The following is a 21,310-nucleotide window of genomic DNA, read 5'->3' as shown; positions in this document are numbered from 1 at the left end:
GGACAATCGCCTCATGCATCTCGCGATCGAATCCCTGCCGGCCCAGGGCGAGCCTGAACAACTCGTCCTGCTGCTGCACGGCGTGGGCTCCAGCGGCGCATCGATGGCCGCGCTGGCGCAGGCGCTGCGCCATGAATTCCCGCAGGCCGCGCTGCTGGCGCCCGACGCGCCCGAGGCTTTCGACGGCGGCGGTGCCGGCCGCCAGTGGTTCTCGGTCGCCGGCATCGACGAGACCAACCGTCCCGAACGTGTCGCCGAGGCGCTGCCGGCGCTGTGGAGCTGGGTGCGCGCCGAGCAGCGCCGCCTGGGCGTGCCGGCGCCGGCCACCGCGATCGCCGGCTTCTCGCAAGGCGCGATCCTGGCGCTGGAGACGGCCGCGCAGTGCGACGGCCTGGCCGGGCGCGTGCTCGCGTTCTCGGGCCGTTTCGCCCGCCTGCCGGCGCAGGCGCCGCGGCTGACGACGCTGCACCTGTTCCACGGCGCCACCGACGCGGTGATCGACGCCGCGCACGCGCGCCGCGCCTTCGAGACGCTGGCCGGGCTGAACGGCGACGCGACGCTGGACATCGCCGAAGGCCTGGGCCACGTGCTGCACCCGGCGCTGGTGGACCGCGCGATCTTCCGCCTGCGCCATCACATCCCGGCGCGCACCTGGGCCGAGGCCCTGGGCTCGGCGCCGCCGGGCGCGCGCGCCGACGACGAACCTCTGCACTGACACCGCCCCGATGCTCTACCTGCTGTCTCCGGCCAAGCGCCTGGACTACGAAACCCCCGTGCCCGCCGCCGTCGCGCGCAAGGCGAGCGACCCGCTGTTCGTCGAACGCGCCGCCGAGCTGATCGAGGTGATGCGCACCAAGACGCCGGCCGAGGTGGCGTCGCTGATGTCGCTGTCGGACCCGCTGGCCCAGCTCAACGTCGCACGTTACGGCGCCTGGGAGCCCGAGGCGACGGCGGCCAACAGCAAGCCGGCGGTGCTGGCGTTTGCCGGCGACGTCTACGAAGGCCTGGACGCCGGCTCGCTGGCCACCGCCGACCTCACGTGGGCGCAGCAGCACCTCGTCATCCTCTCGGGCCTGTACGGCGTGCTGCGGCCGCTGGACCGGCTGCAGCCCTACCGGCTGGAGATGGGCACGGCCGTGGCCACGGCGCGCGGCAAGGACCTCTACGCCTTCTGGGGCGACACGCTGGCCGAGCACCTGAACGAGCGCCAGGCCGACGAGGCCGCGCCGGTGGTCGTCAACCTCGCGTCGCAGGAGTATTCGCGCGCCGCGCTGCGCCCGGCGCTGAAGGCGCGTGTCGTCGACTGCGTGTTCGAGGAATGGAAGCAGGATCGCTGGCGCATCGTCAGCTTCCACGCCAAGCGGGCGCGCGGGCTGATGGCACGCTGGGCGATCCAGCAGCGCATCGGCACGCCATCGCGGCTGAAGGGCTTCGCCGCCGAGGGTTACGCCTTCGACGCCGAGGCGTCGTCGCCCGACCGGCTGGTGTTCCGCCGCCGCCAGGGCGGCTGAGCGCGCCGCGGCGCGGGTTCCGCCGGCACGGCGGCGCCGGCAGAATCGCGCCATGAGCCCCCAGACCGTGACCGCCGAACTGCGCCGCTGGATCCTGTCCCAGGCCGCCGCGGGCTGCCGCGCCGAGGACCTGCTGGCGGCGATGAAACGCAGCGGCTGGGCCGAGGACGTGGCGCGGGCCGCGCTGGAGGCTACGCTGGCCGCTGCCGCCCCGGCGCCCGCGGGCGCCGCGTCCGTGCCCGAGCCGGCGCTGGCCGGTGCCCCCGGCGTGCTGCGTGCCGGCGACCGCGAGGTGCACGTGCTGGCGACGATGGCGCTGCCGCGCGTCGTCGTCTTCGGCGGCCTGCTGTCGGAGCAGGAGTGCGACGAGCTCGTCGCGCTGGCGCAACCGCGGCTGCTGCGTTCGGAGACGGTGGACAACTCGACCGGCGGCAGCGAGGTCAACGCCGCGCGCACCAGCGACGGCATGTTCTTCGAGCGCGGCGAGACGCCGCTGATCGAGCGCATCGAGCGCCGCATCGCCGAGCTGGTGCACTGGCCGGTGGAGCGCGGCGAGGGCCTGCAGGTGCTGCATTACCGCCCCGGCGCGCAGTACAAGCCGCACCACGACTTCTTCGACCCGGCGCACCCGGGCACGGCGAACATCCTGCGCCGCGGCGGCCAGCGTGTCGGCACCGTCGTGATCTACCTGAACACGCCGGCCGGCGGCGGCGCCACGACCTTCCCCGAGGTCGGGCTGGAGGTCCAGCCGATCAAGGGCAACGCCGTCTTCTTCAGCTACGAGCGCCCGCTGGCCTCCACCCGCACGCTGCACGGCGGTGCACCGGTGCTCGACGGCGAGAAGTGGGTGGCGACGAAGTGGCTGCGCGAAGGCGTGTTCGTCTGATCAGGCGCCGGCCAGCCGGCTGACGCCCCACCACGCCGCCCAGGCCGCGCCGGTCGACGCCGCCAGCGAGCCGGCGATCGTGACGCCGAACTTCGGCCCGCCGGCGACGAAGGCGGTGATCGAGCGCGTCACCGAGTTCGTCGTGATCGCCACCAGCACGCCGTAAGCCGCGGCCTGCAGTTCCAGCCGGCCCTCGCCGGCCAGCGCGCCGAGCGCGGCGCAGGCGGCGTGTGCGTCGGCCACCGCGGTCAGTGCCGCGCCGGCCAGCACACCGGCATCGCCGAAGTGCCGCTGCGCCCAGCCGACGCCCAGCGACGCACCGGCCAGCAGCACGGCCACCAGCAGCGCCTCGCGCGGGCGCAGCGGCCCGGCCTTGGACGACTCGGGCGCCGTGCCGCGCGCGCCACGTGCGCGCCACAGCCCGCCGGCCCCGGCGACGGCGATGCCGACGACGGCCGGCACCACGAGCATCGCCGCCAGCGGCGGCGAGGTCGCCGTCAGGATGACCAGCCCCAGCACCCAGGTGGCGGCGGTGGACAGCACGGCGCCGGCTTCGCAGGCCCGCGCCAGCGCCGGCTCGGCGCGCACGCGTGTGCCCATCGACGCGATCGTCGCGGTGCTGGAGACGAAGCCCGACAGCAGCCCCGACAAGGCCATGCCGGCGGTGGCGCCGAACAGCCGCAGCGCGACGTGGCCGCCGGCCTGCAGCACCAGGATCAGCGTCGCCAGCAGCCCCAGCGTGCGCGGCTGCAGCCCGCCGAGCCAGGCCACCGGCGTGGCCGGCAGCAGCGGCAGCACGACCAGCACCAGCGCCGCCAGCAGTAGCGCGTCGTGCAGCTCGGCCTCGCTGAGCGCCCGCGTCGCGAAGCGGTGCAGCCGCGCCTGCGCCGCCAGCAGCACCGCGATGACGACCGCCGCGCCGCCGCCCACCGGCGGCTGCTGCATCGACAGCACGCCGACGAGGTAGGTCACGAACAGCGCCAGCTCGGTCGTCATGCCCGGGTCGGCGCTGCGCTGCACGATCTGGCTGCGCCAGTAGGCCACCGCCGCCAGCGCCAGCACCGCCAGGCCGCCGCAGGCCACCAGCAGCGGCTCGTCCAGCGCCTGGGCGATGGCGCCGGCCAGCGCGGCCAGCGTGAAGCTGCGGATGCCGGCGGGCTCGCGGTCGGGGCCGCTGCCCTTGCGGCGCTCGCGCTCCAGGCCGATCAGCAGCCCGCCGCCGAGCGCCGACAGCAGGCCCAGCGCGAGCGGCGCGGAGGCGGTGTCGAGGCCCATCGCCTAGACGCTGACCTGCTCGCCGTGCTGCGGCACACGCGCCGCCCAGCCCAGCTCGTCGCGGATGCGCACGCGCAGCGCGTCGGCGGCGTCGGGTTCGCCGTGCACGACGAAGGTCTGGCGCGGCGCCTTGGGTGTCGTGCGCAGCCAGTCCATCAGCTCGTCGCTGTCGGCGTGGCCGGAGAAGCCTTCGAGGTGGCTGACCTCGCAGCGCACCGGCACGTACTCGCCGTGGATCTTGACCTCGGTGGCGCCGGCCACGAGCCGCGCGCCGCGGCTGCCGCCGACCTGGAAGCCGGGGAACACGACGTGGTGCTGCGGCGACGGCGCCATCGCCTTCAGGTGGTGCAGCACGCGCCCGCCGGTGGCCATGCCGCTGGCTGACAGGATGACGCAGGGGAAGCGGTGCGAGGTGAGGCGCATCGACTGCTGCGGCGTCTCGACCATGCGCACGCCTTCGCAGGCGGCCTTCAGCTCGGCGGGTTTCACGCGCAGCACCTTGGCGAAACGGCGGTACAGCTCGGTGGCCTGCACCGCCATCGGGCTGTCGAGGAAGATCGGCAGGTCCTTGGGGATCTGGCCGGCGCGCTTGAGGCGGTGCAGCACGACCATCAGCGCCTGCGCGCGGCCGACGGCGAAGGTCGGCATCAGCACCGAGCCGCCGCGGCGCACCGTCTCGCGCACGATCTCGCCCAGGCGCGCGGCGACATCCTCCTGCTCGTGGGCGCGGTTGCCGTAGGTCGACTCGACGAGCAGCACGTCGGCCTCGGGCAGCGCCTGCGGCGGCGGCATCAGCAGGTCGACGCTGCGGCCGACGTCGCCGGAGAAGACGAGGCGCTCGCCGCGGCAGTCCAGCGTCACCGCGCAGGCGCCGAGCAGGTGGCCGACCGGGGTCAGCGTCACCGCGACGCTGCCGACCTTGAACGCCGAGCCGGTGTCCACCGGCGTCAGGCGCTGGATGGCGCGCGCGGCGTCGGCACGCGTGTACAGCGGCAGCGCCTTCTCGTGGCGCGAGTAGCCGAACTTGTTGGCGCGCCGCGCGTCCTCCTCCTGCAGCTTGGCGCTGTCCAGCAGCAGCACCTCGGCCAGCGCGCAGGTCGCGGGCGAGGCGTAGATGCGGCCCTTCCAGCCGTGTTTGACCAGCGCCGGCAGGTAGCCGCTGTGGTCCAGGTGGGCGTGGCTCAGCACCACGGCCTCGGCGTCGAGCAGCGCCTGCGGCGGCGTCTGCCAGTTGCGCTCGCGCAGCACCTTGAAGCCCTGGAACAGGCCGCAGTCGAGCAGCAGGCGCTGGCCGCCGAGGTCCACGCGGTGGCGCGAGCCGGTCACGCTGTCGGCGGCGCCGAGGAAGTGCAGATCCATGTCGTCGTTCTTTCTCTTCAGCGGGGGACGGGACGGCCGGGTTGCAGCGCGGCCGATTCGAGACGATGCAGCCCGGGCGCCGCGGCAGCCACTGCACGCAGCAGCGCGGCGGCGACGTCGGCCGCGGCCACCGGGCGCCAGCGTGCCGGGATCCACCTGGCCAGCGGCCGCGACAGGCGCTGCGCCAGCGCTTCGCCGGGGCGCGGCAGCTGGCCGAGCGTGCCGCGCTCGCCGAGCAGCAACGACGGTCGGGCGACGACCAGCGTCTCGAAGCCCAGGGCCTCGAGCGCGGCCTCGGCCTCGCCCTTGGTGCGCAGGTACAGGTTGGACGAGGCGGCATCGGCGCCGAGCGCCGACACGAGCGCGAAGCGGCGCACGCCGGCGGCACGCGCGGCGCGCGCGAAGGCGAGCACGGCGTCGAGGTCGACGGCGCGGAAGGCGGTGTCGGAGCCGGCGGCGGCGCGCGTCGTGCCCAGCGCACAGAACGCGGCTTCGGCCGGCGGCAGCGCGGCGAAGGCGCCAGCGGCGAGGAAGTCGGGGACCAGGACGTCGACGCGCCCGGCACGCGCCGGCAACGGCCGCCGCGCCAGGCGGACCAGCGGCCCGGGGCCGGCCCAGAGCCGGTCGATCTCGCGGCCGACGAGCCCGGTGGCGCCGGCCAGCCACGCGGCGGGCGCCGCGCTGCCTTGGGGGATGGTCACGAGCCCATGCTAGCCGCGAGGTCTGCCGCGTGGCGGCAAGACCTTTCGTCGCACGTCAAAACGGCGCCATTTCGGCGCCGTCGGATCAGAGTGCCAAGTTGACGCTCAGATCGCCTCGGTGCGTGCCTTCAGCCAGGCCAGCGCGGCCCCCGAGAGCTTGGGCGCCAGGCGCTCGCGCACCGTCGCGTGGTAGCGGTTGAGCCAGTCGATCTCGTCGGCACGCAGCAGGCTGCGCTCGATGCAGCGCGTGTCGATCGGGCACAGCGTCAGCGTCTCGAACTCGAGGAACTCGCCGAAGCGACCGTCCTCGGCGGTGGCCGCGGGTACCGCGAGCACCAGGTTCTCGATGCGCACGCCCCACTGGCCGGGGCGGTAGATGCCGGGTTCGATCGAGGTGATCATGCCCGGCTCGATCGCCATCTGCGGCTCGACGACGGCCTTGCTGATGGTCTGCGGGCCCTCGTGCACCGCCAGGCAGTAGCCGACGCCGTGGCCGGTGCCGTGGCCGTACTCGATGCCTTCGGCCCACAGCGGCGCGCGCGCCAGCGCGTCGAGCATCGGGCCCGGCGTGCCACGCGGGAAACGCACGCGCGACAGCGCGATCGTGCCCTTGAGCACCAGCGTGTAGTCGCGTTTCATCGCCGCCGTCAGCGTGCCGATCGGCCAGACGCGCGTGATGTCGGTCGTGCCGCCGAAGTACTGGCCGCCGCTGTCGATCAGCAGCAGCGTGCCTTCGCCGGGCTTGACCTCGACGACGGCATGCGCCTCCTCGGTGGCGCGGTAGTGCGGCATCGCGCCGTTGGGGCCGAAGCCGGCGATCGTCGCGAAGCTCGGGCCCATCGAGCCCGGACGGCGCGAGCGCGCCGCGGCGAGCTTCTCGTCGATCGTCAGCTCGGTGATGCGCTCGTCGCCCAGCGCGCCTTCGAACCAGGCGTAGAACTCGCACATCGCGGCGCCGTCCTCGGCCATCGCTTCGCGCGTGAACTGGGCTTCCTCGGCGGTCTTGCGGCTCTTGGCCAGCGTGCTCGGGTTGATCTTCTCGACGATCGTGCAGCGCGCGCGCTCGCGCAGGCCCAGCGTCACACGCTTCGGGTCCAGCAGCAGCGTCTCGGTCTCGGCGAGCGCGGCCAGCGCTTCACCGGCGCCGGCGTAGGGCGCCAGCGTGAAGCCGTCGGCGGCCAGGCGCTCGGCCAGGTCCGGGGCGATCTTGCCGTCGCCGATGAACAGCGTCGCGCTGTCGGCCGCGACCAGCAGGTGCGCCAGGAACACCGGGTTGTAGGACACGTCCTGACCGCGCAGGTTGGTGATCCAGGCGATGTCGTCGACGGTGGAGACGAAATGCCGGGTCGCGCCGGCGGCCGCCATCGCCTCGCGCAGCGCGGCCAGCTTGGCCGTGCGCGCCACGCTGGCGTAGGGCAGCGGGTGCTCGGCGACGGGCTCGGCCGGCAGCGCCGGGCGCTCGGGCCAGATCCGATCGAGCAGGTCGATGTCGGTGCGCAGCGTCACGCCCTTGGGCTCGAGCGCGGCACGCAGCGCCTTGGCCGCGGCCAGACCCAGCACCTGGCCGTCGACGACGACGCTGGCGCCTTCGGGCACCTGCGCGGCCAGCCAGTCGACGTGCGCCGAGGCGTTGCCGGTCGGGATGCGTTCGAGATCGATGCCGCTGCCCTGCAGTTCGGCCGCGGCCTGCTCCCAGTAGCGGCTGTCGGCGAACAGCGCGGCACGGTCGACGGTGACGACCAGCGTGCCCATCGAGCCGGTGAAGCCGGAGAGCCATTGGCGGCCCTGCCAGCGTTCGGGCAGGTACTCGGAGAGATGCGGGTCGGCCGACGGGACGAGCAGCGCGTGGGCGCCGACGGCGGCGAGCGCGTCGCGCGTCCGTTCGATCCGCAGGCGGACCGGGGAGGTGCGGGTGTCCATGGGGGGAGGTACTCCAGGAGGGATCGCGGCATTCTAGGAGCCGCCTCCCGCCGCTGCCGCCGCCCGCACGGACGGCCTTGCGCCGTTCAGCCGATGACCGGCTGGCCGCCGAGGCCGTCGGGGTCGGGCAGGTTCAGGCCGAGCAGGTCGTCGGTCTGCTGCGACTGCCGAACCTTGGTCGCCGCCTCGGCCGTGGCCTGCTGCTGCGCGGCCGCAGTCTCGGCATCGCGGCGCTCGTCGCGGGCCGGATCGTCGGTCTGGGTCTCGGCGCTGCTGCGGGGCTGCTGCACCTGGGCGGGTGACGGCGCGGCGGTCACCGCGTACTGCAGGTCGCCACCGGCACCCACCTCGACGAACTTCACCTGCGCGACGGTGGCGTAGTAGTTCAGCGCCTCGCGCACGCGCTGGCGGTCCGACGCGCTGCGCGACTGCTGCTGCTCGACGCTGGCCGACGCCGCCGGCACCTCGTTGAAGCTGTAGGTGACGGTGCGCATCACCGCCTGGCTGCTGGAGGCCAGCGCCTGGTCGACCGTCGCGTCGCCGGTCTGGCGGTGTTCGCGCAGCCGCACACGCACCGAGCCGCTGCCGGTGTCGACTTCCGAGACCGGCGTCACCGAACGCACCGACACGCCGGCGTCTTTCAACGTCGTCGTGCTCCGGTCGATCTGCGAAAGCGGTCCCATGTCGGGCCTATCGGCAGAAAAACGCGGTGCTTTAGGCTCTGTTCCGGCTTTAAGCCTAGGGAAAACCCTGATCCAGGCCGGATTTCGTGTCAGGTCACCGCTTGGCGCCGGTTGAACTCGGGCCGGCGCCACTCGCCACGCTCCAGCACCTCGGCCAACTGCACCGCGGCGTCGAAGGCGTCGACGTGGCGCAGGTACAGCGGCGTGAAGCCGAAACGCAGGATGTCGGGCGCGCGGAAGTCGCCGATGACGCCGCGCGCGATCAGCGCCTGCACGGTGGCGTAGGCCAGCGCCGGCTCGTCGCGCGCCGTGAGGCAGACCTGGCTGCCGCGTTCGGCGTCGGCCTCGGGCGAGACCTGCACCAGCTGCGGGCAGCGCACACGCACCTCGTCGGCGAACAGCCGCGTCAGCGCCAGCGACTTGGCACGCAGCGCCGCCATGCCGCCGAAGGGCTCGGCGGCGAGCACGGTGTCGACGCCGCATTCCAGCGCCGCCAGCGCCAGGATCGCCGGTGTGCCGCAGAGGTAGCGCGCGATGCCCGGCGCCGGGCGGTAGCCGGGCGTGAACTCGAACGGCGCCGCGTGTCCCATCCAGCCCGACAGCGGCTGGGCGAAGCGGCCGGCGTGGCGGCGGTGGGCCCAGACGAAGGCCGGCGCGCCGGGGCCGCCGTTGAGGAACTTGTAGCCGCATCCGATCGCGAAATCGGCCTCGGCGGCGTTCAGCTCCACCGGCACCGCGCCGGCGCTGTGCGCCAGGTCCCAGACGGCCAGCGCGCCGGCGGCGTGCGCGGCGCGGGTCAGCGCCGCCATGTCGTGCAAACGCCCGGTGCGGTAGTTCACGTGGGTCAGCATCAGCACGGCGCAGCGCTCGTCCAGCGCCGCCGGGATCGCCTCGGGCGTGTCGACCAGCACCAGTTCGAACCCACGCTCGGCGGCCAGCGACTCGGCGATGTAGAGGTCGGTCGGGAAGTTGCTGCGCTCGCTGACGATGCGCGTGCGCTGCGGCGCGTCGGCGCGCACGATGGCCAGCGCCGCAGCCAGCACCTTGTAGAGGTTGACCGAGGTCGAGTCGGCGGCCACCAGCTCGCCCGGCGCGGCGCCGACCAGGCGCGCGATCTTGTCGCCGACACGCTGCGGCAGCGTGATCCAGCCGGCCTGGTTCCAGCTGCCGATGAGCCCGCTGCCCCATTCGCCGGTGACGACCTCGGCGACGCGCGCCGGCGTCGCCTTCGGCAGCACGCCCAGCGAGTTGCCGTCGAGGTAGATCGTGCCGGGCGGCAGCGCGAACAACTCGCGCAGCGGGGCCAGCGGGTCGTGGGCGTCCAGCGCCAGGGCGTCGTCTCGGGTCATGGCAGTTCTCGGAGGATGGCGCGCACCGGCGAGGCGTCGGCGGCGACCAGTTTGAGGGGCAGGGCGATCAGCTCGTAGTCGCCTTCGGGCACGGCATCGAGCACGAGGTTCTCGAGCACGCGCAGGCCGCGCCGGCGCAGCACCTGGTGCGCGTCCAGCGTCTTGCTGTCGGCCGGGTCGACGCTGGCGCTGTCGATGCCGACCAGGCGCACGCCGAGGTCGGCCAGGCGCTCCAGCACCTCGGGCTCGAAACCGGCGAGCGCCGGGTCCCAGGCGTCGGGCGCGCGGGCGTAGGTGCGCACCAGCACGCGTGGCGGCAGCTTGTCGAGCGCGTGCTGCAGCTGCGCCCAGCGCACCACGGGTGCGGCGCCGATGGCGTGGATCACGCGGCAGCGGCCGAGGTAGGGCTCGAGGTCGAGCAGCCCGACCGGCGTGCCGGCATCGTCGTAGTGCAGCGGCGCGTCGGCGTGTGCGCCGGTGTGCGGCGACAAGGTGATCGTCTGCAGGTTGACCGGGCAGCCCGGGCCGATGCGCGCCACCCACTCGGCGTGGAAGGGCGCGTCGCCGGGGAAGACGGGGCTGCCGGGTTGCAGCGGTGGCGAGAGGTCCCAGATCCGCGGTGCGTGCATCGTCTTCAGGGGTTCAGCGGCGCCAGCCCGTGGCGGCGGCGCGCGGCGTCGCAGGCGTCGTCACCGATGCCGAGGTTGGCGCGCGCGCCGAACTCGCGGCAGGGCGAGGGCCGCCATTCGTGGATCGCGCAGGAGGCCTGCACGCCGACGCTGCCGACCAGCGCCGCGCAGCGCGGCGGCGTGCGGTCGGTGCCGCGCATGCGGCACAGGCGCGAGGTGATCTCCTCGGCCAGCGTCTCGGGCACCATGCCGCCGGCACCGCCCCATTCGTCGCGGTCGAAGTCGACGCGCCAGCTCGCGCAGCAGGCGCCGCAGGTCAGGCAGGGGTTCAAACGCGCACCACCGTCACGGTGCAGTCGGCCCGCGCGACGACCTGCGAGCTGACGCTGCCCAGGTAGCGCCGCAGCGCGCCGGCGCCGCGCGCGCCCATCACGATGTGGTCGACCTGGTTGCGCTCGGCGAAATCGAGCAGCGCGGCGGCGGCGTCGGGCGCCTCGAGCACGTGGAAGGTCAGGCGGCCGTCGTCGAGCTCGACCTGGCGCGACAGCGGCCGCGCCCAGTGCTTCAGGCCGACGAGCTGCTTGACGTGGCGGCTCTGGCCGTCGGCGTCGACGAGGTCGTCCAGGCCGATGCGCGCGACACGCATCACGCCGACGCAGGCCAGGCGCGCGCCGGGTTCGGTGACGAGGATGCGGCGCACGGCGTCCTGCATCTTCTCCAGCAGCTCGGGCGTGGCGTGGTCGATGTCGACCGCGGCGACGACGATCGGGCTCTTGGCCACCTGGCTGGCCGCGCCGAGGCGCGCCGTCGGCCTGGACTCGGCGCCGAGCGCGAAGAACCAGCGTTTGAAGACCTTGACCGCGCCGCTCTGGCGGCTGCGTGCGGCACGTGCGGTCAGCGTCACCTGGCCGGGGTTCTGCAGGTCCAGCGCGAGCTGCGCGGCACTCTGGTAGCGGCGTTCGGGGCGCACCTCCAGGCACTTCAGGATGACCTCCTGCAGCCAGGGCGGGCAGTCGGGGCGCAGCGCACGCGGCGGCACCGGGTCGACGTAGAGCCGCTTGCGCAGCCCGCGCACGCTCTCCGGCGAGCCGAACGGGCGCTGGCCGGTGGTGAAGTGGTAGAGCATGACGCCGAGCGCGAACAGGTCGCTGCGCGGGTCGCTGCGCACGAACTGCACCTGCTCGGGCGACATGTACGGCGCGGTGCCCATCGGCAGCGCGAACTCCTCTTCGAGCAGGTCGGGCAGCTTGTCGTGGCGCGACAGGCCGAAGTCCACGAGCACCGCGGTGCCGTCCGGGCGCAGCAGGATGTTGCTCGGCTTGACGTCCAGGTGCACCAGGTGCTGGCGGTGCAGGTCGTGCAGCGCGGTGGCGACACGCGAGCCGATCTCGATGATCTCGTCGACCGGCAGCGGCGCCTCGTCGAGCCGGGCGCGCAGCGACGGGCCGGCGATGCGCTCCATCACGATGTAGGCGGCGTGGGTGAAGTCGCCGCGCGCGACGTACTTCGGCACGTGAGGGCCGGCGAGCGCCGGCAGGATCATCTGCTCGACCTCGAAGCCGACGATCGACGCCGGGTCTTCGCCGCCCTTGATGCGCGGCACCTTCATGATCAGCGGCATCGTCTCGGCCACCGGCTCGCCGTTGGCGTCGACACGCACCACGCGCCACAGGTGCGCCATGCCGCCCTGGTGCAGGCGCTCCTCGAGGCGGAAGCCGTCGATGACCTGGCCGGCCGCGAGCGCCGCCGGTGCAACGCGCGCCGGCCTATTGCCCATCGGCCAGGCGGTCGGCGAGACGCTGCGGCAGCTCGGCGGCGCGGATCTTCGCGCCGGCGGTCTCGGTGTCGTAGGGCACGCGCCAGTAGGTCAGCTCGGCGCTGGCGTCGTCGAAGGTGGCGTAGCAGGCCGCCGGGTCGCCGTCGCGCGGCTGGCCGGCCGAGCCGGGGATGACCAGCCACTGGCGCGGCGGCAGCAGCGGGATCGGCATGCCGGCCGTCGGCGTGAAGTCGCCGGCCTTGCCGACCGTCGACAGGTGGTACAGCTGGGGCTCGTGCATGTGGCCGCAGAAGGTGATGCGTGCGGCCGTCGAGCCCATGCTGCGCACGGCCTCGCTGCGGCCCTGGATGTAGCCCCATTCGGCCGGTGCCCAGGCGTTGGCGTGCACGAACAGCAGCTCGCCTTCGCGGCGCTCCAGCGGCAGCGAGGCCAGGAAGTCGATCTGATCGACGCCCAGCTGCTGGCGGGTCCATTCGACGACATAGCGCGGGTCGGGCCGCATCGTCGGCGACGGGCCGCGCACCACCGCCTGGTCGTGGTTGCCCATCACCGCGACGGCGCCGGCGCGCACCAGCTCGCGCACCCGGTCGACGACCCAGGCCGGGTCGGCACCGTAGCCGACGAAGTCGCCGAGCAGCGCGTAGCGCTCGACGTCCTGGCCGGCGGCGTGCGCGAGCACGGCTTCCACCGCTTCGCGGTTGGCGTGCAGGTCGGTCAGGATCGCGTACTTCATCGGGCGGTGGCGGATCGTGCCCGCGCCGGCTGACAGCCGGCTGGCCGCGCGCGGGGACCGACGATCATCCCCTGCGGCGCGGCTCTTGCGCAACCGGGAAACGCCGCGGGCGGCACCCGCGGCCGAGGGTCAGGCGTCGACCAGCTCGGGGTTCCAGGCGTGCACGCTCTGCTGCTGCTCGCCGAGGCCGGCGACGCCCAGGCGCATCGTGTCGCCGGGCTGCAGGAAACGCGGCGGCTTCATGCCCATGCCGACGCCCGGCGGCGTGCCGGTGCTGATCAGGTCGCCGGGGTACAGCGTCATGATGCGGCTCAGGTAGGCGATCAGCTTGGCGACGCCGAAGACCATCGTGCGCGTGTTGCCGGCCTGCACACGCTGGCCGTTCAGGTCCAGCCACAGGTCCAGCGCCTGCGGGTCGGCGATCTCGTCGGCGGTGACCAGCCAGGGGCCGACCGGGCCGAAGGTGTCGCAGCCCTTGCCCTTGTCCCAGGTGCCGCCGCGTTCGAGCTGCAGCGCACGTTCGGAGACGTCGTTGACGACGCAGTAGCCGGCGACGTGCGCCAGCGCGTCAGCCTCGTCGACGCAGCGTGCGGTGCTGCCGATGACGACACCGAGCTCGACTTCCCAGTCGCCCTTGGTGGCGTCGATCGGCAGCACGACCGGGTGCTCGGCGCCGACGGCGGCGCTGGTCGGCTTCATGAAGACCACCGGCTCGGCCGGGATCGGCATGCCCGCCTCGGCGGCGTGGTCGGCGTAGTTCAGGCCGATGCAGACGAACTTGCCCATGCCGGCCCAGGGCACGCCCAGGCGCTGCTGCGGCACCTCGGGCAGCGAGGCCAGGTCGATGCCGCGCAGCCGCTGCAGCGAGGCCGGCGTCAGCACGGCCGGCGTGATGTCGACGAGCAGGGAGGAGAGATCTCGCACCCGGCCGTCGGCATCCAGCGCGGCGGGGCGTTCATGGCCCTTGGGGCCGTGTCGCAGCAGTTTCATCGGAGGACGCGGATGCCACCACCGGCGAGGGGTGGCCGCCGGCAGCCGCACCCGATGGGGCGGTGATGCGGACGACTGTAGCGGTTTGGTCGAAAAGCGGGTTACGACCCGGTTTCAGCCCCGCGCGTGCACTCAGCCTCGGCCGACGAACGGCATCTTGGTCGCCATCACGGTGCTGAACAGCACGTTGGCCGACAGCGGCAGGCGGGCCATCGCGATGAAGGTCTGGACCACCGCGTCCATCGCCATGCGCGGCTCGGCGCGCAGGCTGCCGTCGGCCTGCATCACGCCGCGCGCCATGCGCTCGGTCATGTCGGTCTCGACGTTGCCGATGTCGATCTGGCCGACGGCGATGTCGAAGGCGCGGCCGTCGAGTGCTGCGGCGCGTGTCAGCCCGGTGATGGCGTGCTTGGTCGCGGTGTAGGCGATCGAGCCCGGCCGCGGCGCGTGCGCCGAGATCGAGCCGTTGTTGATGATGCGCCCGCCCATCGGCTGCTGGCTGCGCATCAGCGCGAAGGCCGCGGCCAGGCAGTAGAAGGCGCCGTTGAGGTTGACGTCGACGGCCTGGCGCCAGGCGCCGGCGCCGAGCTCGTCGGGTGTCGCCGCCGGCGGGAACGCGCCGGCGTTGTTGAACAGCAGGTCCAGCCGGCCGTGGCGCGTGCGCACCGTGTCGAACAGCGCCGCGACCGAGGCTTCGTCGGCGACGTCGCAGGCCACGGCCTGGGCGCGTGCGGCGTGTTCGCCGGTCGCGGCGATCGCCGCTTCGAGGCGGTCGAGCCGGCGGCCGGCGTAGACGACCTGCCAGCCGTCGGCCAGCAGCGCCGCCGCGCAGGCCTGGCCGATGCCGCTGCCGGCGCCGGTGACGAGCGCGATGCGGTCCATGGGTAACCTCCTGTCGGGCTGGGGTGCCGGCGATTGTGGCGGCCGCGGGACCACAATGGGGCATGGCCATCTTCACGAAGACCGTTCTCTACACCGACACCGACGGCCGCGCGCGCTTTCGCGACGAGCCCGTCGAGCTGAGCGAAGGCACGCCCGCGGCGCGGCTGTCGCCGCTGCTGCCGGCTGCCGGCGTGCAGCTGCGCGAGAGTCCGGTGGGCTTTGCCAGCACGTTCCACTGCACGACGACGCCGCAATGGCTGGTCGTGCTGCGCGGGGCGATGGAGATCGGCCTGCAGGACGGCACGTCGCGGGTCTTCGGTCCCGGCGAGCACTTCTATTCGGCCGACGTGCTGCCCGAAGGCGCCACGTTCGACCCCGCGCTGCACGGTCACCGCAGCCGCCAGGTCGGCGACGAGCCGCTGGTGACGATGTTCGTGCGCGGCTAGCCGCCGCGCCCGAGACGCCGGCCGCCGCGCCGGCCCGACCCACGAGGAGAAAGACGCATGCAAGTCCAGGTCAACACCGACAACCACGTTCAGAACGACGACACGCTCACCGCCTGGGCCGAGCGCGAGATCAAGGCCAAGCTGGAGCGTTTCGGCGACATCGTCACGCGGGTCGAGGTGCACCTTGCCGACGTCAACGCCTCGCGCGCCGGCGACGCCGACAAGCGCTGCACGCTCGAGGCACGCCTGGCCGGCCGCCAGCCGGTGGCCGCCAGCCACGACGCGCAGCGGGTTGCCGACGCCTTCACCGGCGCGCTGGACAAGCTGCTGCGGGTCGTCGACTCGACGCTCGGCAAGGCGCGCGACCAGCACGCCCGCGACTCGATCCGCGGCGGCTGAGCAAGCAAAAGGGCCGGCGAAAGCCGGCCCTTGTTCCATCCGCTGGGTGAAGAGGATGGAGGGGGCAGGTCTAGGATGAAGGGGTCAGGTCTTGCGAGACCTGACCCCGGACCTGCGTGCGAGACCTGACCCCGGACCGGCGGCGTCTCAGCCGATCCGGCCGAGCAGAAGGTACTCCATCAGTGCCTTCTGCACGTGCATTCGATTCTCGGCTTCGTCCCAGACGACGGACTGCGGCCCGTCGATGACCTCGGCGCTGACCTCCTCGCCGCGGTGCGCCGGCAGGCAGTGCATGAACAGCGCGTCGGGCTGGGCGGCGGCCATCATGCCGGCGTCGACGCACCAGTCGGCGAAGGCCGTGCGGCGGGCCTCGTTCTCGGCTTCGTAGCCCATGCTCGTCCAGACGTCGGTCGTCACCAGGTGCGCGCCGCGGCAGGCTTCGCGCGGGTCGGCGAAGACCTTGTAGCAGCCGCTGTCGCGGATGCCGGCCAGCGCCGGGTCGACCTCGTAGCCGCCGGGCGTGCTGACGTGCACCGTGAAGCCCAGGATCTCGGCCGCCTGCAGCCAGGTGTTGGCCATGTTGTTGCCGTCGCCGACCCAGGCCACGACCTTGCCTTCGATCGAGCCGCGGTGCTCGATGTAGGTGAAGAGGTCGGCCAGGATCTGGCACGGGTGGAACTCGTTGGTCAGCCCGTTGATGACCGGCACGCGCGAGTGCGCCGCGAAGCGCTCGATCTTGGCCTGCTCGAAGGTGCGGATCATCACGATGTCGACCATGCGGCTGATGACGCGCGCGCTGTCCTCGATCGGCTCGGCGCGGCCGAGCTGGCTGTCGCCGGTTGTCAGGTGCACGACCGAGCCGCCCATCTGGTACATGCCGGCCTCGAAGCTGACGCGGGTGCGCGTGCTGGCCTTCTCGAAGATCATCGCCAGCGTGCGGTCGACCAGCGGCTGGTACTTCTCGTAGTTCTTGAAGCGCGTCTTGATGATGCGCGCGCGCTCGAACAGGTAGGCGTACTCCTCGGCGCGGAGGTCCTTGAACTGGAGGTAGTGCTTCATCAGCGAGTAACCCGGTTTCATGCTTCGGACAGGAAGGCCTGGACCAGCGGGGCGAGGCGGGCGACGATCTCGTGCACCTCGTCGGCGGTGACGATCAGCGGCGGCAGCAGCCGGATCACGCGGTCGGCGGTGACGCTGATCAGCAGTCCGGCCTCCGCCGCGCGGCCGATCAGCACGCCGCACGGACGGTCGAGCTCGATGCCCAGCATCAGGCCCTGGCCGCGGAACTCGACGACGCCGGCGGTGCCCGCCAGCGCACGCTGGAGCTCGGCGCGCAGCAACTCGCCCATCGCGTGGGCGTTCGCCAGCAGGCCGCCCTCCTCCATGATGCGCAGCGTCTCGACGCCGGCGCGCATCGCCAGCGGGTTGCCGCCGAAGGTCGTGCCGTGGTTGCCCGGGCCCAGCACCGTGGCCGCACGCGGGCCGGCGACGACGGCGCCGATCGGCACGCCCGAGCCCAGGCCCTTGGCCAGCGGCATCACGTCGGGGCGGATGCCGGCCCACTGGTGCGCGAACCACCGGCCGGTGCGGCCGATGCCGCACTGCACCTCGTCGAGCATCAGCAGCCAGTCGCGTTCGTCGCAGATGCGGCGCAGGCCCTGCAGGTACTCGCCGCGCGCCGGGTTGATGCCGCCTTCGCCCTGGATGGTCTCGAGGAACACGGCGACGACGTTCGGGTTGGTGCGCGCGACCTCTTCGACGGCGGCCAGATCGTTCAGCGGCACGCGCACGAAACCTTCGACCAGCGGGCCGAAGCCGGCCTGCACCTTCGGGTTGCCGGTGGCCGACAGCGTGGCGATCGAGCGGCCGTGGAAGGCGCGCTCGTAGACGATGATCTCGGGGCGCTCGATGCCTTTGTCGTGGCCGAACTTGCGCGCGATCTTCAGCGCCGCCTCGTTGGCTTCCAGCCCCGAGTTGCAGAAGAACGCGACGTCCAGGCCCGACAGCTCGCACAGCTTCGCGGCCAGCGTCTCCTGCAGCGGCACCTGGTAGTAGTTGGACGTGTGGATCAGCCGGCCGACCTGCTCCTGCAGCGCCGATACCAGCAACGGGTGCGCATGGCCCAGCGTGTTGACGGCGATGCCGGCCAGCGCGTCGAGGTATTCGCGGCCCTCGGTGTCCCAGACTCGGCAGCCTCGCCCGTGCGACAGCGCGACGGGCAGTCGCCCGTAGGTGTTCATCACGTGCGGCATCGGCGCGGAGGGGGCAGGGGCAGCGGTCATCGAGGTTCCTTGTCGCTCCAGAAGGCGAAAACGAAGACCGGCGCCAGGACTTCGACGCAGTTGCGCGAGGTCGGGCGCCGGTCGGGCGTTCGATTCTAAGGGGCGACCCGGGGTGCCGATTCCGGGGCTGGCGGCGTAAGCCGATCGCAAGAGTCGGCGAGCGAATGCGGGCACAATCTTGCGTTGCCGATGACGCAGATCCAAACGAAGACGCCGCGCAGGCTGTATATCCGGGGGCTCACGACCGCCGGTCGCACCTTCCGCCCGAGCGACTGGGCCGAACGACTGGCCGGCGCGATGTCCAGCTTCCGCCCGCGCGGCAGCGCGATCGGCGCCCACATCGGCTACTCCCCGTACTGCGTTCCGCGCCTCGTCGACGGCGTCAAGTGCGTCTTCGTCAGCGAGGCGCTGAAGGACATCGAGCCGATGGCCTGGGACTTCGTGATGAACTTCGCGCGCGACAACGAACTGCAGGTCGTCGACTGCGAGCCGGGCGCGGCGGCGGGCTGAAGGCGTCGGCGCTGTTCTCGCCGCGCCAAAACAAAAGGGCCTGCTTGCGCAGGCCCTTCGTTCAACACCCGAGAAACCGTCTTAGGCGGCGAGCGCCAGCGCCTTGACCTTGGCGGCCAGGCGGCTCTTCAGGCGGGCAGCCTTGTTCTTGTGGAAGATGCCCTTGTCGGCGACCGAGTCGATGACGCTCTGCGCGGACTTGAAGGTGTCGGTGGCGACGGTCTTGTCACCGGCGACGACGGCCTTCTGCACGTTCTTCACGACGGTGCGAAAACGCGAACGCAGCGACGAGTTGTGCGCGTTGAGCTTGACGTCCTGACGGGCGCGCTTGCGGCCCGAAGCGAGGCGGACGGTCTTCTTCTTGGCTTTGGACGAGGTGGCCATGCGGTTCTTTGGCGGTTCGGGTGGTGCAAAGACCGTCGAGTATAGCACTCCTTCGGCCTGTCCGCCAGCCCGGTGCTTGCGCTGCCTATAATGCGGGCCGACCCGGCTTCGGGCCTTAGCGCCCCATCGTCGTCCCCCGTGAACCTTCTCCGGGCCGCCTCCACCGTCTCGCTGCTGACGCTCGCCTCGCGCGTCACCGGCCTCGTGCGCGACCAGCTGATCGCCGGCTTCTTCGGCGCCAGCGCCGCGACCGACGCGTTCAACGTCGCCTTCCGCATCCCCAACCTGTTCCGCCGGCTGTTCGCCGAAGGCGCGTTCTCGCAGGCCTTCGTGCCGCTGCTGGCGGCCACGCGGGAGAAGGAGGGCGACGCGGCGACGCACGCGCTGATCGACTCGGTGGCCACCGTGCTCGCCTGGGTGCTGCTGGCGACCTGCGTGCTCGGCGTCGCCGGCGCGCCGATCCTGGTCTGGCTCATGGCCTCGGGGCTCGAGCGCCTGGACCTCGCGGTGCTGATGACACGCTGGATGTTCCCCTACATCGGCTTCATGTCGATGGTGGCGCTGGCTGCCGGCATCCTGAACACCTGGAAGCGTTTCGCGGTGCCGGCGATGACGCCGGTGCTGCTGAACCTGTCGGTCATCGCCGCGGCGGCGCTGCTGGCGCCGCGCATGGCGGGCTGGGGCCTGGAGCCGGTGCTCGCGCTGGCTGGCGGCGTCGCGCTCGGCGGCGTGCTGCAGGCGGCGGTGCAGGTCCCGGCGCTGCGCCGGCTGGGGCTGATGCCGCGCATCGGGCTGACGCCGGCGCGGCTGCGTGCGGCCTGGCGCCACCCCGGCGTGCGCCGCGTGCTGACGCTGATGGGGCCGGCGCTGCTGGGCGTGTCGGTGGCGCAGATCTCGCTGGTCATCAACACCCAGATCGCCTCGCACGTCGGCGTCGGCGCGGTGTCCTGGCTGACCTATGCCGACCGGCTGATGGAGTTCCCGACGGCGCTGCTGGGCGTGGCGCTGGGCGTCGTGCTGCTGCCGCAGCTGGCGGCGGCCAAGGGGCGCGAGGACGCCCAGGCCTATTCGGACATGCTCGACTGGGGTTTGCGGCTGGTGGTGATGCTGGCGCTGCCCTGCGCGATCGCGCTGATCGTCTTCCCGAAGGCGCTGGTCGCGGTGCTGTTCCACTACGGCGCCTTCGACGCGCGCGACGTGTCGCAGACCGTGCATGCGCTGATGGGCTACGGCGTCGGCCTGATGGGGCTGGTGGCCATCAAGGTGCTGGCGCCGGGCTTCTACGCCCGCCAGGACACGCGCACGCCGGTGAAGATCGCGGTGCTGGTGCTCGTCTGCACGCAGCTGATGAACGCGCTGTTCGTGCCGCTGATCGGCCACGCCGGGCTGGCGCTGTCGATCGGCCTGGGCGCGCTGCTCAACGCCGGGCTGCTGCTGTTCGGGCTGCTGAAGAAGGGCGTCTACACGCCGCGGCCGGGCTGGGGCGGCTTCGCGCTGCGCGTCGGCCTGGCCTGTGCCGCGCTCGGTGCGGCGCTGGTCTGGGCGGCGCGCACGATCGACTGGATCGGCCTGCAGTCGCACTACGGCCAGCGCGCCGGCTGGATGGCGCTGGTGCTGGCCTCGGTGGCCGCGGGCTACTTCGCGCTGCTGGCCGCCTCCGGGCTGAAGCTGCGGCAGTTCGTGCGCCGTGGCTGACCTACACTGGCGACCGATGGCTGGACCGCTGAATTTCGAGCCGCCGACGGCGCTGCAGTATTTCGCCGCTCTCGTGGCCGAGGACGCGAGCCTCTCGGTCGTCGAGGCGGCTGTCGCCGTGGCGCAGGACCTGGATCCCGAGCAGGACGCCCAGGCCGTGCTGGCGCAGATCGACGAGCTCGCCGATCGCCTGCGCCGCCGCCTGCCGGCCGACGCCGGCCCGGTGCACAAGCTGCGCATGCTCAACCGCTACTTCTTCGACGAGCTCGGCTTCGCCGGCAACGTCAACGACTACTACGACCCGCGCAACAGCTCGCTGGCCGAGGTGCTGCGCACGCGCCGGGGCATCCCGGTGACGCTGGCGCTGCTGTACCTCGAGCTGGCGGCGCAGCTCGGGCTGCCGGCGGCGGGGGTGTCCTTCCCGGGGCATTTCCTCGTCAAGCTGACGCTGCCGCGCGGCGAGGTCGTGCTCGACCCGTTCAGCGGCCGCTCGCTGTCGCGCGAGGAGCTGGAGGAGCGGCTGCTGCCGTACCGCCAGCGTCACGGCCTCGTCGGCGACTTCGACGTGCCGCTGGGCCTGTTCCTGCAGACCGCCGCGCCGCGCGAGATCCTCGCCCGGCTGCTGCGCAACCTGAAGGAGATCCACCGCAGCGCCGGCGACCCCCTGCGCCTGCTCGCGGTGCTCGAGCGTCTGGTCATCCTGCTGCCCGAGGACTGGAGCGAGCGCCGCGACCGCGGCCTCGCGCACGCCGAGCTCGGCCACCACGAGCTGGCCGCGCGCGACCTGTCCGACTATCTCATCCACTGTCCCGACGCCGCCGACGCGCCTGCGCTGCGCGCGCGGCTCGCCCAACTGAACGGCCCTCGCCGGCCGACCCTGCACTGACATGACTTCCAGG

Annotated in this window: 23 protein-coding genes; 8 read left to right on the top strand and 15 right to left on the bottom strand. The window is 72.8% G+C overall.

The window, feature by feature from the left end:
- Nucleotides 1-13 precede the first annotated feature (13 nt).
- From ypfH to G5B56_RS07950, 3 genes are read left to right on the top strand one after another with little or no spacing between them, the layout of a single operon-like run.
- Nucleotides 14-715, top strand: a complete 702-nt coding sequence (ypfH, locus tag G5B56_RS07960) for an esterase (RefSeq protein ID WP_009855388.1) — start codon at nucleotides 14-16, stop codon at nucleotides 713-715.
- Between the two features lie 10 nt (nucleotides 716-725).
- Entirely contained in the window at nucleotides 726-1,511 is a 786-nt protein-coding gene (yaaA, locus tag G5B56_RS07955) for a peroxide stress protein YaaA (protein WP_164962840.1), read from the top strand.
- A 52-nt stretch (nucleotides 1,512-1,563) separates the two neighbouring features.
- Nucleotides 1,564-2,397: a 2OG-Fe(II) oxygenase gene (locus G5B56_RS07950; RefSeq protein ID WP_164962839.1), complete on the top strand. Its 834-nt coding sequence runs from the start codon at nucleotides 1,564-1,566 to the stop codon at nucleotides 2,395-2,397.
- Here the strand turns inward: G5B56_RS07950 and G5B56_RS07945 are convergent, their stop codons facing one another.
- From G5B56_RS07945 to G5B56_RS07890, 12 genes are all read right to left on the bottom strand, one after another.
- Entirely contained in the window at nucleotides 2,398-3,672 is a 1,275-nt protein-coding gene (locus G5B56_RS07945) for a DUF4010 domain-containing protein (RefSeq protein ID WP_164962838.1), read from the bottom strand.
- 3 nt (nucleotides 3,673-3,675) lie between these two features.
- Entirely contained in the window at nucleotides 3,676-5,031 is a 1,356-nt protein-coding gene (locus G5B56_RS07940) for an MBL fold metallo-hydrolase RNA specificity domain-containing protein (RefSeq protein WP_164962837.1), read from the bottom strand.
- Nucleotides 5,032-5,048: 17 nt separating this feature from the next.
- On the bottom strand, nucleotides 5,049-5,732 hold the full coding sequence (locus tag G5B56_RS07935; RefSeq protein ID WP_164962836.1) for an NAD(P)H-binding protein: 684 nt from the start codon (nucleotides 5,730-5,732) through the stop codon (nucleotides 5,049-5,051).
- A 105-nt stretch (nucleotides 5,733-5,837) separates the two neighbouring features.
- Nucleotides 5,838-7,652 carry an aminopeptidase P family protein gene (locus tag G5B56_RS07930; protein ID WP_164962835.1) on the bottom strand — a complete coding sequence of 605 codons (1,815 nt, stop codon included), beginning with the start codon at nucleotides 7,650-7,652 and terminating at the stop codon, nucleotides 5,838-5,840.
- An 86-nt stretch (nucleotides 7,653-7,738) separates the two neighbouring features.
- Nucleotides 7,739-8,335, bottom strand: coding sequence for a hypothetical protein (locus tag G5B56_RS07925; RefSeq protein WP_009857378.1), 597 nt, complete (start codon nucleotides 8,333-8,335; stop codon nucleotides 7,739-7,741).
- An 89-nt stretch (nucleotides 8,336-8,424) separates the two neighbouring features.
- Entirely contained in the window at nucleotides 8,425-9,684 is a 1,260-nt protein-coding gene (gene kynU, locus G5B56_RS07920; protein ID WP_164962834.1) for a kynureninase, read from the bottom strand.
- On the bottom strand, nucleotides 9,681-10,313 hold the full coding sequence (gene kynB / locus G5B56_RS07915; protein WP_009857376.1) for an arylformamidase: 633 nt from the start codon (nucleotides 10,311-10,313) through the stop codon (nucleotides 9,681-9,683). Before kynB ends, kynU begins: the two co-directional genes overlap by 4 nt.
- A 5-nt stretch (nucleotides 10,314-10,318) precedes the next feature.
- Nucleotides 10,319-10,645, bottom strand: coding sequence for a YkgJ family cysteine cluster protein (locus tag G5B56_RS07910; protein ID WP_009857375.1), 327 nt, complete (start codon nucleotides 10,643-10,645; stop codon nucleotides 10,319-10,321).
- A complete protein-coding gene (locus G5B56_RS07905; RefSeq protein WP_164962833.1) occupies nucleotides 10,642-12,090 on the bottom strand; it encodes a bifunctional serine/threonine-protein kinase/universal stress protein in 1,449 nt (482 codons plus the stop codon). The genes G5B56_RS07910 and G5B56_RS07905 overlap by 4 nt, the downstream gene beginning before the upstream one ends.
- Nucleotides 12,080-12,823, bottom strand: coding sequence for a metallophosphoesterase (locus G5B56_RS07900; protein WP_009857373.1), 744 nt, complete (start codon nucleotides 12,821-12,823; stop codon nucleotides 12,080-12,082). Before G5B56_RS07900 ends, G5B56_RS07905 begins: the two co-directional genes overlap by 11 nt.
- A gap of 129 nt (nucleotides 12,824-12,952) precedes the next feature.
- Entirely contained in the window at nucleotides 12,953-13,813 is an 861-nt protein-coding gene (locus G5B56_RS07895; RefSeq protein WP_009857372.1) for a fumarylacetoacetate hydrolase family protein, read from the bottom strand.
- A gap of 132 nt (nucleotides 13,814-13,945) precedes the next feature.
- Entirely contained in the window at nucleotides 13,946-14,695 is a 750-nt protein-coding gene (locus G5B56_RS07890; protein WP_164962832.1) for an SDR family oxidoreductase, read from the bottom strand.
- 62 nt (nucleotides 14,696-14,757) lie between these two features.
- Here G5B56_RS07890 and G5B56_RS07885 point away from each other — a divergent pair, with 62 nt between their 5' ends.
- Complete coding sequence (locus G5B56_RS07885) at nucleotides 14,758-15,141, top strand: hypothetical protein (RefSeq protein ID WP_009857370.1); 384 nt, start codon at nucleotides 14,758-14,760, stop codon at nucleotides 15,139-15,141.
- A 57-nt stretch (nucleotides 15,142-15,198) separates the two neighbouring features.
- Nucleotides 15,199-15,540, top strand: a complete 342-nt coding sequence (locus tag G5B56_RS07880; RefSeq protein WP_009857369.1) for an HPF/RaiA family ribosome-associated protein — start codon at nucleotides 15,199-15,201, stop codon at nucleotides 15,538-15,540.
- 147 nt (nucleotides 15,541-15,687) lie between these two features.
- Here G5B56_RS07880 and argF read toward each other — a convergent pair whose 3' ends face one another.
- Complete coding sequence (gene argF, locus G5B56_RS07875; protein WP_029718782.1) at nucleotides 15,688-16,620, bottom strand: ornithine carbamoyltransferase; 933 nt, start codon at nucleotides 16,618-16,620, stop codon at nucleotides 15,688-15,690.
- A complete protein-coding gene (locus G5B56_RS07870; protein WP_164962831.1) occupies nucleotides 16,617-17,822 on the bottom strand; it encodes an aspartate aminotransferase family protein in 1,206 nt (401 codons plus the stop codon). Before G5B56_RS07870 ends, argF begins: the two co-directional genes overlap by 4 nt.
- A 189-nt stretch (nucleotides 17,823-18,011) precedes the next feature.
- Here G5B56_RS07870 and G5B56_RS07865 point away from each other — a divergent pair, with 189 nt between their 5' ends.
- Complete coding sequence (locus G5B56_RS07865; protein WP_009857366.1) at nucleotides 18,012-18,332, top strand: DUF3579 domain-containing protein; 321 nt, start codon at nucleotides 18,012-18,014, stop codon at nucleotides 18,330-18,332.
- Nucleotides 18,333-18,413: 81 nt separating this feature from the next.
- Here the strand turns inward: G5B56_RS07865 and rpsT are convergent, their stop codons facing one another.
- The gene (gene rpsT / locus G5B56_RS07860) at nucleotides 18,414-18,716 is read right to left on the bottom strand and encodes a 30S ribosomal protein S20 (RefSeq protein WP_009857365.1); all 303 of its coding nucleotides are present in this window, start codon (nucleotides 18,714-18,716) and stop codon (nucleotides 18,414-18,416) included.
- 138 nt (nucleotides 18,717-18,854) lie between these two features.
- Here rpsT and murJ point away from each other — a divergent pair, with 138 nt between their 5' ends.
- Together murJ and G5B56_RS07850 are read left to right on the top strand one after the other, a co-directional pair.
- Nucleotides 18,855-20,411, top strand: a complete 1,557-nt coding sequence (gene murJ / locus G5B56_RS07855; protein ID WP_009857364.1) for a murein biosynthesis integral membrane protein MurJ — start codon at nucleotides 18,855-18,857, stop codon at nucleotides 20,409-20,411.
- Nucleotides 20,412-20,427: 16 nt separating this feature from the next.
- Nucleotides 20,428-21,297: a SirB1 family protein gene (locus G5B56_RS07850; RefSeq protein ID WP_164962830.1), complete on the top strand. Its 870-nt coding sequence runs from the start codon at nucleotides 20,428-20,430 to the stop codon at nucleotides 21,295-21,297.
- Nucleotides 21,298-21,310 lie beyond the last annotated feature (13 nt).

It is taken from the genome of Rubrivivax sp. JA1026 (genome assembly GCF_011065555.1).
GTDB lineage: Bacteria > Pseudomonadota > Gammaproteobacteria > Burkholderiales > Burkholderiaceae_C > Rubrivivax > Rubrivivax benzoatilyticus.
Note: the sequence above shows the minus strand (reverse complement) of the source record. Positions and strands in the feature narration are given on the sequence as shown.